Origin of the sequence: Janthinobacterium sp. BJB401, from assembly GCF_013372745.1 — a bacterium.
Classification (GTDB): domain Bacteria; phylum Pseudomonadota; class Gammaproteobacteria; order Burkholderiales; family Burkholderiaceae_D; genus Janthinobacterium; species Janthinobacterium rivuli.
Map to the genome: position 1 here is coordinate 22,263 of NZ_JABXFH010000038.1, position 14,300 is coordinate 36,562.

The window sequence follows — 14,300 nt, forward strand, 5'->3', positions numbered from 1 at the left end:
ACAGGTATTTTAAGCGCGCACATCGCGCAGCGAATTATAATGCGCTTAATGGAAAACCCTACCCAATTCGTCCAATGGCTGCGCTCCGTCGCGCCCTACATCCACGCCTTTCGCGGCAAGACCTTCGTGGTCGCCTTCCCCGGTGAACTCGTCAGCGCCGGGGCGCTGCAGGTGCTGGCCCATGATTTGTCCCTGCTGCATGCGCTGGACATCAATGTCACCGTCGTCTACGGCTCGCGGCCGCAGGTGGCGGAACAACTGGCCTTGCGTAACGTCGAAGGCCGCTTCCACAATGGCGTGCGCATCACCGACATCGCCGCGCTGGAATGCGCGAAGGAAGCCGCCGGCGAGCTGCGCCTCGATATCGAGGCCGCGTTCAGCCAGGGCTTGCCGAACACGCCCATGTCGCATGCAGCCATCCGTATCATTTCCGGCAACTTCATCACTGCGCGCCCGCTGGGCGTGATCGATGGCGTGGACCTGGAACTGACGGGCATCACGCGCAAGGTCGATGCCGAAACCATCCATTCCATCCTCGGTTCGGACGGCCTGGTGCTGCTCTCGCCGCTGGGCTTTTCGCCGACCGGCGAAGCATTCAACCTGACCATGGAAGACGTGGCCTGCAGCGCTGCCATCGCCCTGCATGCGGACAAGCTGATTTTCATTACCGAAACACCGATGATGGAAGACGCCACGGGCGTGGAAATCCGCGAACTGTCGTCGCACCAGGCCGAAGCCGTGCTGATGGCGGGCTTCTTGCCGGACGCCACGGCGTTTTACCTGAAACATTGCGTCAAGGCATGCCACAACGGCGTCGAGCGCTCGCACATCGTGCCCTTCTCGATGGATGGTTCGGCCCTGCTGGAATTGTTTACCCATGATGGCGTGGGTACCATGATCAGCCATGAAAATCTGGAAAGCTTGCGTCAGGCCACCATCGAAGACGTGGGCGGCATCATCAAGCTGATCGAACCGCTGGAAGCGGACGGCACTTTAGTCAAGCGGGGCCGCGAGCTGATCGAGCGCGAAATCGATTATTTCTCCGTCATCGAGCACGATGGCGTGATCTTCGGCTGCGCCGCCCTGTACCCTTTCCCTGCGCAAAAGATGGCGGAAATGGCATGCCTGACGGTCAACCCGGAAGTGCAAGCCCAGGGCGACGGCGAACGCATCCTGAAACACATGGAAAACCGCGCGCGCGCCGCCGGCCTGAACAAGCTGTTCGTGCTGACCACGCGTACCTCGCACTGGTTCAAGAAACGCGGCTTCGTGCCGGCCACCGTCGACGATTTGCCGAAGGACCGCCAGCATATGTATAACTGGCAGCGCAAATCCCAAGTGTTGATCAAGACACTCTAAAACTGAAAAAGCCCGGCATGCCGGGCTTTTTCTTTACTAAAATATCATTACTTGATATTCAGCGGCGCAAACGATTTGACCAGGTCATCGAGCGCCTTCAATTGCGCCAGGAATGGCTCCAGCTGGTCCAGCGGCAAGGCGCTGGGGCCGTCGCAGCGGGCGTTGTCGGGATCAGGATGGGCTTCCAGGAACAGGCCGGCAATGCCGACGGCCAGGCCGGCGCGGGCCAGATCCGCCACCTGCTGGCGGCGGCCGCCCGACGCGGCGCCGCCGGGGTCGCGCTGCTGCAGCGCATGCGTGACGTCGAAGATGATGGGCAGGTCGTCGCAGGTTTTCTTCATGACGCCAAAGCCCAGCATGTCGACCACCAGGTTGTCATAGCCGAGGCAGGTGCCGCGGTCGCACAGGATCAGTTGATCGTTGCCCGCTTCCTTGAATTTTTCGACGATATTGGCCATCTGGCCTGGGCTGAGGAATTGCGGCTTCTTGATGTTGATGACTTTACCGGTTTTCGCCAGGGCCACGACGAGGTCCGTCTGGCGTGCCAGGAAGGCGGGCAATTGCAGCACGTCGACCACTTCGGCCACTTGCTGCGCCTGCCACGGTTCATGCACGTCGGTAATCACGGGTACGCCGAACGCCGCCTTGACGTCCTGGAAGATGCGCATGCCTTCTTCCAGGCCCGGGCCGCGGTAGGAATGGATCGACGAGCGGTTGGCCTTGTCGAAACTGGCCTTGAACACATAGGGAATGCCCAGTTTTTGCGTCACGCGCACATATTCTTCGCAGGCGCGCATGGCGAGATCGCGCGATTCGAGCACATTGATGCCGCCAAACAGCGCGAAGCTGCCTGTATTGCTGACGTCGATGCCATGGACTTTCACTGAGGTCATAGGGATTCCATATTGGTTAATTGTTACTACTTGCTTGGAAGAGGCGCAGCCAGCGGCTGGCGCGATAAGGCATCTTACTAGCTGGGGCGGCGCAGATCAAATTTGATCCAGCGCAAGGGCGCGGCAAACGGCGTGTCGCCAGGCCGCGACGGCCCCGCGAGGGCAGGCGCAAAGTGCCTTATAATCACGCTTTATCTCTACACTGATTCAGGAGCACAGATGGCCCGCACGATCCACTGCATCAAACTCAACAAGGAAGCCGAAGGACTGGATTTCCCGCCGTACCCGGGCGAACTGGGCAAGAAGATTTACGAATCGGTGTCGAAGGAAGCCTGGGCTGCCTGGCTCAAGCACCAGACCATGCTGGTCAATGAGAACCGTTTGAACCTGGCCGACGCGCGCGCCCGCAAATACCTGGCCACGCAGATGGAAAAACATTTCTTCGGCGATGGCGCCGATGCGGCCATGGGTTACGTTCCCCCTACCGAGTAAGTTTCAAGCATGCCCGTGACCACGTCACGGGCAGTTTCACCTGCGTTTCACGCCCGCCCCCGCCGTTTCACGGCACTGCCTCCCCGTTTCGTCGCACACCGCTCGCCGCTCGCGCCGCCCGCTGGCACAGTACGTCCATCGACAACCTCATTCCAAGGCGGACACCATGTTGCAGCAAATCTTCAGCCACACTCCCCTCTACGTCTGGGCCATCCTGGGCTTTCTCGTCTATCGGGGCGTGCTGGCCAGCCGGGCGCGCGAAGTGACCTTGCGCAAGCTGTGCATCATTCCCCTCGTCATGCTGGCCCTGTCGCTGAGCGGCGTGCATGGCAGTTTCGGCTTCGATGGCGTGGCGCCGTTCGCCTGGACCGCCGGCGCCCTGGCCGGCGCGGCGCTGGCGTGGACGCTGACCAGGACAGACGCCATTGTGGCCATTCCCGCACGGGCCAGCGTGCAGCGTCCCGGCAGCTGGGTACCGTTGATCCTGATGATGAGCATCTTCTGCATGAAATATGCGGTCGCCGTGACCCTGGCCATCGCCCCGGCCTATGCCCATGCGCCCGGCTTCAGCGTACCCGTCTGCCTCGCCTATGGCTGCTTCAGCGGCATCTTCCTCGGTGGCTTGCTGCGCACCGTGGCCGTGTACCGCCAGGCGCAAATGACAAGCGGCCCGCAAGGGGCCGCCGTTTAAAACATCTATGCCGGCGAACGCCGGCTATCATCTTAGTACGCCAGGGTACGCACGCCTTCCGGCATGCCCAGCAGGCAGATATTGGCGCCGCGCACGGCGAACAGGCCGACGGCGATGACGCCGACGATCTGGTTGATCTGCTGTTCCAGCGCCACCGGGTCGGCAATTTTCAAGCCCAGCACGTCGATGATTTCGCCGCCGTTGTCGGTAATGAACGCTTCCGTGCTGCCGGCCTTCAGGCGCAAACGGGGCGTGCCGCCCAGCGCGGCCAGCTGGCGCGAGACGGCGGCGCGGGCCATCGGCACCACTTCCACCGGCAGCGGGAAAGCACCCAGGGTCTCGACGAGCTTGGAGCCGTCGGCGATGCAGACGAACTGTTTCGAGACCGAGGCAACGATCTTTTCACGCGTCAATGCCGCGCCGCCGCCCTTGATCATGGCGCCGCTGGCCGTGATTTCATCGGCGCCATCGATGTAGACGGCGATCGATTCAACATCGTTCAGGTCGAAGACGGGAATGCCATGGCCGGCCAGGCGCGCGGCCGTCGCTTCGGACGACGCGACCGTGCCCTTGATGGTGTCCTTGATCTTGGCCAGTTCATCGATGAAAAAGTTGGCGGTGGAACCGGTGCCGACACCGATGATTTCACCTTCAACTACATAGGCGATGGCGGCGCGGGCTACGGCTTGCTTCAATTCGTCTTGGGTCATGGCATTCAGGCTAAAGTGAGGAATGGCGCTATTTTAACGGATTGCCGGCCCGGCCAGCCGGCCATCATGACCGACGCTGCGACGCGATACAACAGCTAAATGGGAAAACCTTGCCCTAGGGCAATTGCGCACCCAATTTCACTCTATGCCCTCTAAAATATGCGAAAATGAAACGATACACCGATATGACGTTTCAGGAATAGCACATGACTCACAGTAAACAGGTACTTGTTGTCGATGACAGCCGGGTTTCACGTTTGATGTCGCATCAGTTCATCCTCAGCAAACATGCCGACTGGCAAGTGCTTGAGGCGGCGACGGGTGAGGAAGCCCTGGAAAAGGTCAAGACCGTCACTCCTGTGCTGATACTACTGGATGTCAACATGCCCGGCATGGGCGGCATCGCGGCCGCGGAACAATTGCGCGCGCTGTGCCCGCAGACGCACATCATTCTCGTCACGGCCAATGTGCAGAACGCCACGCGCAACCGCGCCAGCGAACTGGGTGTGGGCTTCATGGAAAAACCGATCACGGAAACACGCATCCACCAGCTGATCGAATCACTGGGACTGTGAGCATGGTCAATCTTTCCGAACTCGAGAACGACGCCCTGGTAGAGATATTCAACATCGGGGTGGGCCATGCGGCGGCGGCCATGAGCGAGATCGTGAATGAAGAAGTCACCATGTCGGTGCCGTCGATCACCTTCCTGAACCGTGCCGACGCGGCCGCCCTGCTGGGCAGCAAAAAGGATGGCGAACGCATCTGCGGCGTCAGCCAGCATTACGATGGCGCTTTCGCCACCGAAGCCATCCTGATGTTTCCCGAAGATAAAAGCCTGGAAATCGTGCGCCTGATGGTGGGCGACGCCATGCCGCTGCAGGAACTGACGGAGATGGAACAGGAAGCGATGAGCGAGATCGGCAACATCATCCTCAATTCCTGCGTCGGGACCCTGGCCAACCTGTTCGACAGCGAACTGCATGGCTCGTTGCCCCTGTACCACGTGGGCACCAGTGCGGAAATCCTGTCCTCGTTCGGCGGCCACGATGACGACGCCGTCGTGCTGATGCTGCATATCGACTTCGTGCTGTCCAAGCACCAGATCCACGGGTATGTGGCCTTTGTGCTCGACCTGTCCGCCCTGCACGACCTGAAGCAGCAAGTGAGCCGCTACCTGGCCAAGGTGCTGGGACAGGCGTGACGATCATGCCGGATGCCTTGCACCGACTCGCCCTGCTCGAGAGCATACTCGGCGCCGTGAACCTGGGCGCCATCGTGCTCGACGAGCAGCACCGCATCGTGCTGTGGAACCGCTGGATGGCGCGCCACTCGGCCCGCCCGGCCGACGCCGTGCTGGGCCAGGATTTCTTCACCGTCTTCCCGGAAATGCGGCACAAGCGCATCGATTCGGCCATCACTCAGGCACTGCGCGACAATTTCCAGTCGCTGCTGTCGCAAACCCTGCACAAGGCGCCGTTTGCGCTGTACACGCATGGCGCGGCCACGGGCGGCAGCGACGGCGAGGAACGCATGCAGCAAGCCATCGCCGTCACGCCGATCAACCTGCCCGGTTCGCCGCGCCACTGCCTGATCCAGATCAATGACGTCACCATCGCCGTGGGGCGCGAAAAGCTGCTGCGCGAACAAACGATGGTCTTGCGCTCGCAAACCTTTTCCGACGGCTTGACGGGCATCGCCAACCGCCGCCACTTCGACGTGGCGATCGAGAAGGAAATGCGGCGCGCCATGCGCACCAGCAGCCCGCTGTCGCTGCTGATGATCGACATCGACCATTTCAAGGACTACAACGACCATTACGGCCACCAGCAAGGCGATGATTGCCTGATCCGCGTGGCGGCCGAACTGGCCGCCATGCTGCAGCGCCCGACCGACTTGCTGGCCCGCTATGGCGGCGAAGAGTTTGCCGCCATCCTGCCCGACACGGACGCGGCGCAGGCGCTGCGCATGGCCGAGGCGATCCGCCAGCATGCGGCCGACCTGCGCATTGCGCATGCCAAGACGGGCAATGAGGTCAAGTACATCACGGTCAGCATCGGCATCGCCACGCAACAGCCGCAGCAGCCGCTGGCCATCTCCGCCCTGATCGGCGCCGCCGACCGCGCCTTGTATCTAGCCAAGGGCGCCGGGCGCAACCGTGTGATGGTACAGCCATTGTAGGAAATACAACGCCAGGCAAAGGATTCCTGTAGACATCTTTACGGCGTGTGCGTAGACTCGTTACTGATTGTAGCAACAACAACAAGAATTTATCTGTGGTATCTATCCCTGCGCATGGCCCACCCATGCGGGACATGGCCAGGAGCGCTTGTGAATCTCGATCCTCCCCTCAGATCCGGCTTGCCGGGCGCCGGCATGGATACGACCATGGTGAACGGCATGCGCCTGCTGCTGTCGAGCGCCACCTTGCTGACCCTGTTCATCGACCCCGAAAGCGCCGGCAAGCTGAGCAAGATCACCTGGCTGATCTTTTCCGCCTATACCATGCACAGCCTGCTGCTCTACGTGCTGGCCCTGCTGGGCCTCAGCTTGCCGCAGGACATCCTGCTGTACTGGCTGGATGTGGCCTGGTATGCGCTGATCGTGTTTTCCACCAGCAGCCACAACAATTTATTCTTCCTGTTCTTTTTCTTTGCCATCCTGACCTCCTCGTTCCAGCGGGGCTTCGAGGAAGGCGCGCGCGTCACCCTGGCCTCGGCCGGCCTGTTCGCCGCCACCGCCCTGTTCGGCGAAACGGATGCCGAACTGTCGCGCCTGCTGCTGCGCACCACCTTCCTGCTGGCGCTCGGCTACATGATCGCCTACTGGGGTGGCTCGGCCATCACCCAGCGCAGCCACCTGGCGCTGCTGCGCGATGTCAGCCAGCTATCCAATCCCCGCTTCGGCGTCGACCAGACCATCACCTCGGTGCTGGAAAAAACCCGCAGTTACTTCAACGGCCGCAGTTGCCTGCTGATCATGCAGGACAAGGGCACGCGGGTGTGGTCGCTGCGCAGCGTGATCCATACGGGCACGGGCGTCGTGCATACGAGTTCGCTCCTCAGCGACGACGCGGCCAGCCCCCTGCTCGCCTTTCCGTACGACAAGATCGCCCTGTACAACCAACCCGCAGGGCGCTGGCTGCCGTGGACCGGCGGCGCGCGCATGCTCGAACCCGACAGCGGGCGCTGGCTGCGGCATGACGACGCGGCAGGCGCCCGCCTGGCCGAACTGCTCGAAGCGCACGCCTTCATCAGCGCGCCGCTGCCCTTGCGCAATGGCAAAGGCCGCATCTTTGTCGTGTCCGCCACCAGCATGAGCAAGACGGACGCCCTGTTTCTCAGCCATATAGGCGCGCAGGCGTTTCCCGTCATTGAAAACATCGACCTGCTTGACCGCCTGGCGTCACAGGCGGCCTCGCGCGAGCGCGAAAAGATCGCGCGCGACCTGCATGACACGGCCGTGCAGCCGTATATCGGCCTGCGCCACGGCCTGGCCGCCTTGCGCAACGAAGCCACGCCGGGCAACCCGCTGCTGCCCGAACTGGAAAAGCTGATCATCATGTCGGGCCAGGTGATCACCGACCTGCGCAGCTATGCGCGCACGTTCAAGAACGGCCAGGTACAAAGCGAGCCGGAACTGCTGGTCGCGCTGCGCCGCCAGGCCACGCAGATCCGCGAATTCTATGGCATCGACATCGCCCTGCACATCGAAGGCGACCTGCACATCAACGACCGCCTGGCGGCCGAGGTGTTCCAGATCGTCAACGAAGGCATGAGCAATATCCGCAAGCATACGTCGGCGCGCCATGGCGCCGTCAAGCTGACCTGCGTGCAGGGTGCGCTGCACATCAGCATCGACAACGAATGCGCCGCCGCGCACGTCCCCGATTTCCTGCCCGACTCGCTGGCCGAGCGCGCCGCCGCCCTCGGCGGCACGGCACGCGTCACGCATGGCATGCTGGGCAACACTTCCGTACAGATCGAGATCCCCATATGAACGACATACGCCACATGCCACCGGCCAGCCATGTCATCAGCGTCATGCTGGTGGACGACCACAAGACCATGCTGTGGGGCCTGGAGCGGCTGATCGGCGGCGAGCACTCGGGCATGCGCGTGGTCGCCACGGCGTCCGACAGCACCGAGGCGCTGGAGCAGGCGAAGGCGCTGCAACCGGATGTGATCGTGCTGGACCTGGACCTGGGCGGCATCAGCTCGCTGGCCATCCTGCCCGCGCTGGCGCAGTGCGGCGGCACGCGCGTGCTGGTGCTGACGGCCAGCCACGACCAAGCCGTCCTCGACCAGACGGTACTGAAAGGCGCGCGCGGCATCGTCAGCAAGGACGCCCCGGCGGAGATGGTCCTGAAGGCCATCGAAAAGGTGTACCAGGGCGAACTGTGGCTGGAACACGCGATGCTGGGACGCATGCTGACGCAGCTGACCCAGCCCGGCGGCGGCTCGGCGCAAGCCATCGCCGTCGCCAGCCTGACCCTCAAGGAAAGAAAGATCATCGCCGCGCTGGTGCACGGCAGCGGCACGCCGGCCAAGCTGCTGGCCGACCAGCTGTTCATCTCCGAACACACCTTGCGCAACCACCTGACGTCGATCTACCGCAAGCTGGGCGTGTACAACCGCCTGGAACTGTACGCCTACGCCACCAAGCACCAGCTGGGCCAATTGCCGCCCGGCGCCTGACGCCACAGTCCCCCTGCGCGGCCACCGCACGGCCGCGCCCACCCTCCCCGCCTCCCCCTGCGCCCACCACCGGCACGGCCATTGCGTCTGCGCGCCAGACGCAAGCATGACAATTGTCACGAAAAAAACAAGCAGTTCCTCCCCGCAATAAAAGGATGTTCTTCTGATGTAGATCAAGGTGCCGACTTCTATAGTGGATTTACCGGAGTGCAAATCACCGCGCGGCCCACCACGACACGGAGCACAGCATGCGCTTTGACAAGTTTCTTCCGACAGCCCTGATCACCTATTTGCAGGGCAAGGAAAAGGCTGCGTTCTACCGCTATGCCCTGGTGGCGGCCCTCATGGCGGTGGTCTGCATCATCGGACTGCTGGCACTGGGCGAAAGCCCGTGAGAGCACCAGGTCGTAGCAACGCTGCCATGCCGTTTTACCCACCGCTGTACCTTAACCACCACCAGGAGTTGTCATGAACCTCATCAAAAACTTTATCCGCGAAGAAGATGGCGTCACCGCAATCGAATACGGCCTGATCGCTGCCCTGATTGCCGTGGTGATCATCGCCGCCGTCACCATCGTCGGCACGCAGCTGAAAAAGACTTTCAGCACCATCGGTACCAAGCTCACTTCCGCCAATACGGCTGCCGCCTGAACACGGTGCTCCGGGCTGGCACGGCGCCAGCCCGGTTACCGCCAGGTCAACGCCACCGGCCAGTTTCTCGTGCTTACCTATCAGAGGCCCATCGTGAAATCTCTCTTCAGCCGTTTATCCGACGAGTCCGCCGTCACGGCGATCGAGTATGCGCTGCTGGCGAGCCTGATCGCGGCAGTGCTGGTGATCACGATCACCCTGCTCGGTGACCAGGTCCGGCTGCTGTTTGTCTACGTCAAGGACCAGGTGGTCCTGGCCCTGTCATGAATACCCTGCGCGCCTCGCTGCGCACCCACCGCGCCCTGCTGCTGATCGTGCTGCTGTATGCCGCCGCGGCGGCCCTGCTGGCCGGCGGCCTGCCCAGCGCCTCGGACACCCTCAACGTGCTGGCCGGCTTCCTCGTGGCCATCCTCACGGGCCCCGTCTTCATCCTGTGCGGCTACACCATCCACGTCATGGTGGTGAAACGCCCGCACCGCCTGTGCCACTATCTGTACCACGATCTGCGCCACTACCTGAGCAACGAGCGCCTGCTGCACGCGCTGCCGGCCATGCTGCTGATCCCCGTCTTCGCCTCCAGCTTCACCGTATTCAAGGCCGCCATCCCGCGCCTGCATCCGTACACCTGGGATGCCAGCCTGTCGGCCTGGGACATCGCGCTGCATGGCGGCAAGGCCCCATGGGAAAGGCTGCAGCCGCTGCTGGGCCACCCGCTCGTCACGGGCCTGCTCAACTTCAGCTACCACTTCTGGTTCTTCCTGTTCTACGCCATCCTGTACTGGCTCATCCTCGACACGCGCCGCCCGCTGCTGCGCATGCAGTTCCTGCTCAGCTTTGCGCTGACCTGGATCATCCTGGGCAGTGTCATGGCCGTGCTGTTTGCCTCGGTCGGCCCCTGCTACTACGGCCACCTGCACGCCAGCGACCCGTATGCGCCGCTGATGGCCTACCTGCATGACGCCAACCAGCACGTGCCCGTCTGGGCCCTGCAGGTGCAGGAGATGCTGTGGCAAGGCTATCAAAGCAAGGGCGCGAACGGCGAACTGGGCATCTCCGCCATGCCCAGCATGCATGTGGCCACCGCCGTGCTGATGGCGATCATGGGCTGGAAAGTAAGCCGCGCCGCAGGCATCTCGCTGACCGCCTTCGCCGTGCTGATCCTGCTCGGCTCCATTCACCTGGGCTGGCACTATGCGCTCGACGGCTATGTGGGCGCGGCCGGCGCGGCGCTGGTGTGGCAGCTGGTGGGACGGCTGCTGGGCAGCCAGGCCGCAGCCCCCAGCATGCACATGGCCACCGCGCCCTGCATGGGCAAGGAAGGACTGACATCATGAGCGCCCGCCTGCCCATGCTGCTGTGCCTGGCCGTGCTGGCCAGCCTGCTCGCTGCCGCCCTGTGGCACGACCTGCGCACGCGCCGCATCCCGAACCAGCTGGTGCTGTGGGGCACCTTGGCCGGCCTGGCGCTGAACAGCTTCACGCCGTCCGGCGCCGGCCTGTTCGATTCCTCCTTCGGCGGCCTGGGACTGCCGCAGGCGCTGGCCGGCGCCGCTGCCGGACTGGCCCTGCTGCTGCCCATGTACCTGCTGCGCGCCCTGGGCGCCGGCGACGTCAAGCTGATGGCCATGTGCGGCGCCTTCCTCGGCCCCGATGCGGTGCTCGAAGCGGCCCTACTGACCTTCCTGTGCGGCGGCGTGCTGGCCCTGGCCGCCGCGCTGGCAGGCCGCCGCCTGCGCCTGGTGCTGCGCAACACCTACCACATGATGCTGGGCGCGCTGCTGCACAGCCTTGCCGGCGGCGCCGCCACGATCGCCGAACCGCCGCCAGCCACCGGCAAGCTGGCCTACGCCTTCGCCATTGCCAGCGGCACCGCGCTGCAGGTGTTCCTGCAATACCACCATCTGTGGAGCCTGCGCTGAAACGCGCCGCGCCGACCACCAGCCACCACGGGATCCGACCATGCACACCCTTGCCACCCTCTGCCACTCGCGCCACGCCAGCCTGTTCACCAGCATCGCCATGGCTTGCCTGTGGACGTTCTTCGCCAGCGCCCACGTGGTGGGATTCCTGCACAGCGGCGACTGGAGCTATGTGCTGTTCTGCGCCGCCGAAACCCTGGCCGCCCTGTTCTTCATCGTGCGCTCGGCCCCCGTCAGCGTCTCGACCGATGCGGGCGACTGGCTGCTGGCCATCGGCGCCACCTTCGCGCCCTTCCTGCTCTCGCCCGCCGACATGGCCATCTGGCCCGGCGCGCGCTACCTGCTGGCCGTCGGCAGCCTGCTGCAGATCGCCGGCCTGCTGTCGCTGAACCGCAGCTTCGGCCTGGTGGCGGCGCAGCGCGAGATCAAGACGGGCGGCGTCTACCGCGTGGTGCGCCATCCGCTGTACGCCAGCTACCTGATTTCCCTGAGCGCTTACCTGCTGACCAACACCTCGCCCGCCAACAGCATCATCTATGTCGCGACGATGAGCATGATGGTGATGCGCCTGCTGCGCGAAGAGCGTTTCCTGTCCACCGACGTGCGCTACCGCGTCTACATGCGCCAGGTGAAGTACCGCCTGCTGCCCTTCATTTTCTGATCACCGGCCACCCGAACGAGGAGTATCCATCATGCCTGACACCTATCCAGAACGCAGCGACGGCGGCGGCATCGAGCCGGCGGCCAGGCGCGCGCCACGCACGGTCGAGGAAACGGGATTGCCCTTCCTGTTCCTGGTCGAACTGCTGGTCAAGATACTCTTCCTGCGCGGCCAGATCGGCCTGCCCGCCCTGTCGACGCACGTGAAACTGGGCGCCGGCGTGCTCGAACCGCTGCTCACCTTCATGCGCGCCGAAAAGCTGTGCGAAGCGCGCCGCAACGGCGGCAGCGGCACCGACGCCGACCTGTATTACCTGCTGGGCGACCAGGGCCGCCTGCGCGCCGCCGAGTACATGCGCCGCAATGCCTACAGCGGCCCCGCCCCCGTCACCCTGGCCGACTACAGCAACCAGGTGCTGGCGCAAAGCGTGGCGGACATGCAGGTCACGCGCGACGACGTGCAGCGCGAATTTCGCGACGTGGTGGCCAGTTCGGCCGTGCTCGACCAGCTGGGCGCGGCCATGAACTCGGGGCGCGCCCTGTTCTTCCACGGTCCCGCCGGCAGCGGCAAGAGCTACCTGGCCGAGCGCCTGAACGGCCTGCTCAGCGGCGCCATCGCCCTGCCCCATGCCGTGATGGTCGACGGCGAAGTGCTGCCCTTCCTCGACCCCATGCTGCACACCCTGTCGCGCGGCGGCGCCGTGCCGTCCGACCCGCGCTGGGTGCGCGCCGAGCGCCCAGCCGTGCTGACGGGCGGCGAGCTGACGCTCGACATGCTGGACCTGCAATTCGACCAGGGCACCCGCTTGTACCAGGCGCCGCCGCACCTGAAGGCCAACAACGGCATCTTCATCATCGACGACCTGGGGCGCCAGCGCTGCTCGCCCGTGGAGCTGATGAACCGCTGGATCGTGCCGATGGCGCGCCACATCGATTACCTGTCGCTGCACACGGGCTACAAATTCCCCGTGCCCTTCGACGTCATCGTCGTGTTCTCGTCGAACCTGGCGCCGCAGCACCTGGCCGACGACTCCTTCCTGCGCCGCATCGGCTACAAGATCCACGTGGGCCCCCTGAGCGCCTACCACTACCTGGCCGTGTTCCGCAGCACCTGCGCCCAGTTGGGCATCAACTTCGACGAAGCCGCCTACGCCTACCTGCTGCATCTGCACAGCCAGTACCAGCGGCCCTTGCTGGCCTGCCATCCGCGCGACATCCTGGCGCAGGTGTGCGACCAGGCGCGCTATGAAGACCACGCGGCGCAACTGAATCCGGAAGTGCTGCTGTGGGCATGGAAAAACTATTTCGGCAGCGATGACGACCTTGCAAGCACACATAACGGACCGGCAGCGGTCCAGCACAAAGGGGAAGCAAAATGAGAAACGCACGCGCACTGACGATGATGGCCATTGCGGTCATCCTGGCGTTCGCCGCGGTCATCGTGGCCGCGCGCTGGATCAATGCCCAAGCCTCGGGCAACATCAATAAGGTGGCCGTGGCCCAGGTCGACATCAGCCTGGGCGCGCGCCTCACGCCCGACATGGTGCGCATGGTGGACTGGCCATCGAACGCGCTGCCGCCGGGCGCCATCAACGATCCGAAACTGCTGGAAACGCGCGTCACGCGCACCAGCATCCAGCACGGCGAACCTATCATGGAAGGCAAGCTGGCGCCTCCCGGCACGCAAGGCGGCCTGTCGGCCGTCGTCGCCGAGGGCAAGCGCGCCATGACCGTGCGCGTCAACGATGTGGTGGGCGTGGCCGGCTTCGCCCTGCCCGGCAACTTCGTCGACATCCTCGTCAACACCCAGGGCGAAGGGGCGCGCAAGACGCCGGACCGCGATCCGAACATTTCCAAGATCGTGCTCGAACGCATACTCGTGCTGGCCATCGCCCAGGAATCGAGCCGCGACGACACCAAGCCGAAAGTCGTCAACGCCGTGACCCTGGAGCTGACGCCGGAGCAGGCGGAAAAACTCGACCTGGCACGCAGCGTGGGCACCCTGTCGCTGGTGCTGCGCAACCAGGTCGAGGACAAGCCCGTCAACACGGAAGGCGCCACCAAGAGCACCCTGCTCGATGAAAAAGTCGCCATGGCGGCCCCCGCCGCCATGGTGCAAGCCAAGCCGCTGCCCCGCCGCCGTCCTGCCGCCGCAGCAGCGCCACAGGCCGGTCCCCGCGTCGATGTCATCAAGGGGCTGGAACGCAGCTCCCAACAATTCTAACCTGC

18 protein-coding genes are annotated in these 14,300 nt (G+C 63.9%); 16 read left to right on the top strand and 2 right to left on the bottom strand.

What is annotated here, in order from left to right:
* Positions 1 to 48: 48 nt before the first annotated feature.
* Positions 49 to 1,359, top strand: a complete 1,311-nt coding sequence (argA, locus tag HWE17_RS21045; RefSeq protein ID WP_046685875.1) for an amino-acid N-acetyltransferase — start codon at positions 49 to 51, stop codon at positions 1,357 to 1,359.
* A 47-nt stretch (positions 1,360 to 1,406) separates the two neighbouring features.
* Here argA and kdsA read toward each other — a convergent pair whose 3' ends face one another.
* The gene (gene kdsA / locus HWE17_RS21050) at positions 1,407 to 2,252 is read right to left on the bottom strand and encodes a 3-deoxy-8-phosphooctulonate synthase (RefSeq protein ID WP_034750794.1); all 846 of its coding nucleotides are present in this window, start codon (positions 2,250 to 2,252) and stop codon (positions 1,407 to 1,409) included.
* 219 nt (positions 2,253 to 2,471) lie between these two features.
* Here kdsA and HWE17_RS21055 point away from each other — a divergent pair, with 219 nt between their 5' ends.
* Entirely contained in the window at positions 2,472 to 2,744 is a 273-nt protein-coding gene (locus HWE17_RS21055) for an oxidative damage protection protein (protein ID WP_034750797.1), read from the top strand.
* A gap of 166 nt (positions 2,745 to 2,910) precedes the next feature.
* The gene (locus tag HWE17_RS21060) at positions 2,911 to 3,435 is read left to right on the top strand and encodes a DUF6622 family protein (RefSeq protein ID WP_176390112.1); all 525 of its coding nucleotides are present in this window, start codon (positions 2,911 to 2,913) and stop codon (positions 3,433 to 3,435) included.
* Between the two features lie 32 nt (positions 3,436 to 3,467).
* On the opposite strand, the gene rpiA is transcribed toward HWE17_RS21060, so the two are convergent.
* The gene (rpiA, locus tag HWE17_RS21065) at positions 3,468 to 4,145 is read right to left on the bottom strand and encodes a ribose-5-phosphate isomerase RpiA (RefSeq protein WP_176390113.1); all 678 of its coding nucleotides are present in this window, start codon (positions 4,143 to 4,145) and stop codon (positions 3,468 to 3,470) included.
* Positions 4,146 to 4,351: 206 nt separating this feature from the next.
* On the opposite strand from rpiA, the gene HWE17_RS21070 reads away from it, so the two are divergent.
* From HWE17_RS21070 to cpaB, 13 genes are all read left to right on the top strand, one after another.
* On the top strand, positions 4,352 to 4,720 hold the full coding sequence (locus HWE17_RS21070) for a response regulator (RefSeq protein ID WP_035821243.1): 369 nt from the start codon (positions 4,352 to 4,354) through the stop codon (positions 4,718 to 4,720).
* A gap of 2 nt (positions 4,721 to 4,722) precedes the next feature.
* Positions 4,723 to 5,349: a chemotaxis protein CheC gene (locus HWE17_RS21075; RefSeq protein WP_092711326.1), complete on the top strand. Its 627-nt coding sequence runs from the start codon at positions 4,723 to 4,725 to the stop codon at positions 5,347 to 5,349.
* 5 nt (positions 5,350 to 5,354) lie between these two features.
* Complete coding sequence (locus HWE17_RS21080) at positions 5,355 to 6,326, top strand: sensor domain-containing diguanylate cyclase (RefSeq protein WP_176390132.1); 972 nt, start codon at positions 5,355 to 5,357, stop codon at positions 6,324 to 6,326.
* 150 nt (positions 6,327 to 6,476) lie between these two features.
* Positions 6,477 to 8,144, top strand: coding sequence for a sensor histidine kinase (locus HWE17_RS28980; protein ID WP_035821245.1), 1,668 nt, complete (start codon positions 6,477 to 6,479; stop codon positions 8,142 to 8,144).
* Positions 8,141 to 8,842, top strand: coding sequence for a response regulator transcription factor (locus tag HWE17_RS21090; protein ID WP_235211723.1), 702 nt, complete (start codon positions 8,141 to 8,143; stop codon positions 8,840 to 8,842). Before HWE17_RS28980 ends, HWE17_RS21090 begins: the two co-directional genes overlap by 4 nt.
* A gap of 248 nt (positions 8,843 to 9,090) precedes the next feature.
* A complete protein-coding gene (locus HWE17_RS21095; RefSeq protein WP_158300249.1) occupies positions 9,091 to 9,237 on the top strand; it encodes a hypothetical protein in 147 nt (48 codons plus the stop codon).
* A gap of 73 nt (positions 9,238 to 9,310) precedes the next feature.
* A complete protein-coding gene (locus tag HWE17_RS21100) occupies positions 9,311 to 9,493 on the top strand; it encodes a Flp family type IVb pilin (RefSeq protein WP_035821247.1) in 183 nt (60 codons plus the stop codon).
* 93 nt (positions 9,494 to 9,586) lie between these two features.
* Positions 9,587 to 9,760, top strand: a complete 174-nt coding sequence (locus HWE17_RS21105; protein WP_081922552.1) for a Flp family type IVb pilin — start codon at positions 9,587 to 9,589, stop codon at positions 9,758 to 9,760.
* Positions 9,757 to 10,827 (top strand): phosphatase PAP2 family protein, encoded by a 1,071-nt coding sequence (locus HWE17_RS21110; protein WP_176390114.1) that lies wholly within the window; start codon positions 9,757 to 9,759, stop codon positions 10,825 to 10,827. Before HWE17_RS21105 ends, HWE17_RS21110 begins: the two co-directional genes overlap by 4 nt.
* Positions 10,824 to 11,411 (top strand): prepilin peptidase, encoded by a 588-nt coding sequence (locus HWE17_RS21115; protein ID WP_217916840.1) that lies wholly within the window; start codon positions 10,824 to 10,826, stop codon positions 11,409 to 11,411. Before HWE17_RS21110 ends, HWE17_RS21115 begins: the two co-directional genes overlap by 4 nt.
* A 40-nt stretch (positions 11,412 to 11,451) precedes the next feature.
* A complete protein-coding gene (locus HWE17_RS21120) occupies positions 11,452 to 12,072 on the top strand; it encodes an isoprenylcysteine carboxylmethyltransferase family protein (protein WP_176390115.1) in 621 nt (206 codons plus the stop codon).
* A gap of 31 nt (positions 12,073 to 12,103) precedes the next feature.
* Positions 12,104 to 13,450, top strand: a complete 1,347-nt coding sequence (locus HWE17_RS21125) for an ATP-binding protein (protein ID WP_217916841.1) — start codon at positions 12,104 to 12,106, stop codon at positions 13,448 to 13,450.
* The gene (gene cpaB / locus HWE17_RS21130) at positions 13,447 to 14,295 is read left to right on the top strand and encodes a Flp pilus assembly protein CpaB (RefSeq protein WP_176390116.1); all 849 of its coding nucleotides are present in this window, start codon (positions 13,447 to 13,449) and stop codon (positions 14,293 to 14,295) included. The genes HWE17_RS21125 and cpaB overlap by 4 nt, the downstream gene beginning before the upstream one ends.
* Positions 14,296 to 14,300 lie beyond the last annotated feature (5 nt).

Bases quoted from the DNA above. Each gene is read 5' to 3' on its own strand.
- argA (WP_046685875.1), top strand. From the start codon at position 49: ATGGAAAACCCTACCCAATTCGTCCAATGGCTGCGCTCCGTCGCGCCC.
- kdsA (WP_034750794.1), bottom strand. From the start codon at position 2,252: ATGACCTCAGTGAAAGTCCATGGCATCGACGTCAGCAATACAGGCAGC.
- HWE17_RS21055 (WP_034750797.1), top strand. From the start codon at position 2,472: ATGGCCCGCACGATCCACTGCATCAAACTCAACAAGGAAGCCGAAGGA.
- HWE17_RS21060 (WP_176390112.1), top strand. From the start codon at position 2,911: ATGTTGCAGCAAATCTTCAGCCACACTCCCCTCTACGTCTGGGCCATC.
- rpiA (WP_176390113.1), bottom strand. From the start codon at position 4,145: ATGACCCAAGACGAATTGAAGCAAGCCGTAGCCCGCGCCGCCATCGCC.
- HWE17_RS21070 (WP_035821243.1), top strand. From the start codon at position 4,352: ATGACTCACAGTAAACAGGTACTTGTTGTCGATGACAGCCGGGTTTCA.
- HWE17_RS21075 (WP_092711326.1), top strand. From the start codon at position 4,723: ATGGTCAATCTTTCCGAACTCGAGAACGACGCCCTGGTAGAGATATTC.
- HWE17_RS21080 (WP_176390132.1), top strand. From the start codon at position 5,355: ATGCCGGATGCCTTGCACCGACTCGCCCTGCTCGAGAGCATACTCGGC.
- HWE17_RS21090 (WP_235211723.1), top strand. From the start codon at position 8,141: ATGAACGACATACGCCACATGCCACCGGCCAGCCATGTCATCAGCGTC.
- HWE17_RS21095 (WP_158300249.1), top strand. From the start codon at position 9,091: ATGCGCTTTGACAAGTTTCTTCCGACAGCCCTGATCACCTATTTGCAG.
- HWE17_RS21100 (WP_035821247.1), top strand. From the start codon at position 9,311: ATGAACCTCATCAAAAACTTTATCCGCGAAGAAGATGGCGTCACCGCA.
- HWE17_RS21110 (WP_176390114.1), top strand. From the start codon at position 9,757: ATGAATACCCTGCGCGCCTCGCTGCGCACCCACCGCGCCCTGCTGCTG.
- HWE17_RS21115 (WP_217916840.1), top strand. From the start codon at position 10,824: ATGAGCGCCCGCCTGCCCATGCTGCTGTGCCTGGCCGTGCTGGCCAGC.
- HWE17_RS21120 (WP_176390115.1), top strand. From the start codon at position 11,452: ATGCACACCCTTGCCACCCTCTGCCACTCGCGCCACGCCAGCCTGTTC.
- HWE17_RS21125 (WP_217916841.1), top strand. From the start codon at position 12,104: ATGCCTGACACCTATCCAGAACGCAGCGACGGCGGCGGCATCGAGCCG.
- cpaB (WP_176390116.1), top strand. From the start codon at position 13,447: ATGAGAAACGCACGCGCACTGACGATGATGGCCATTGCGGTCATCCTG.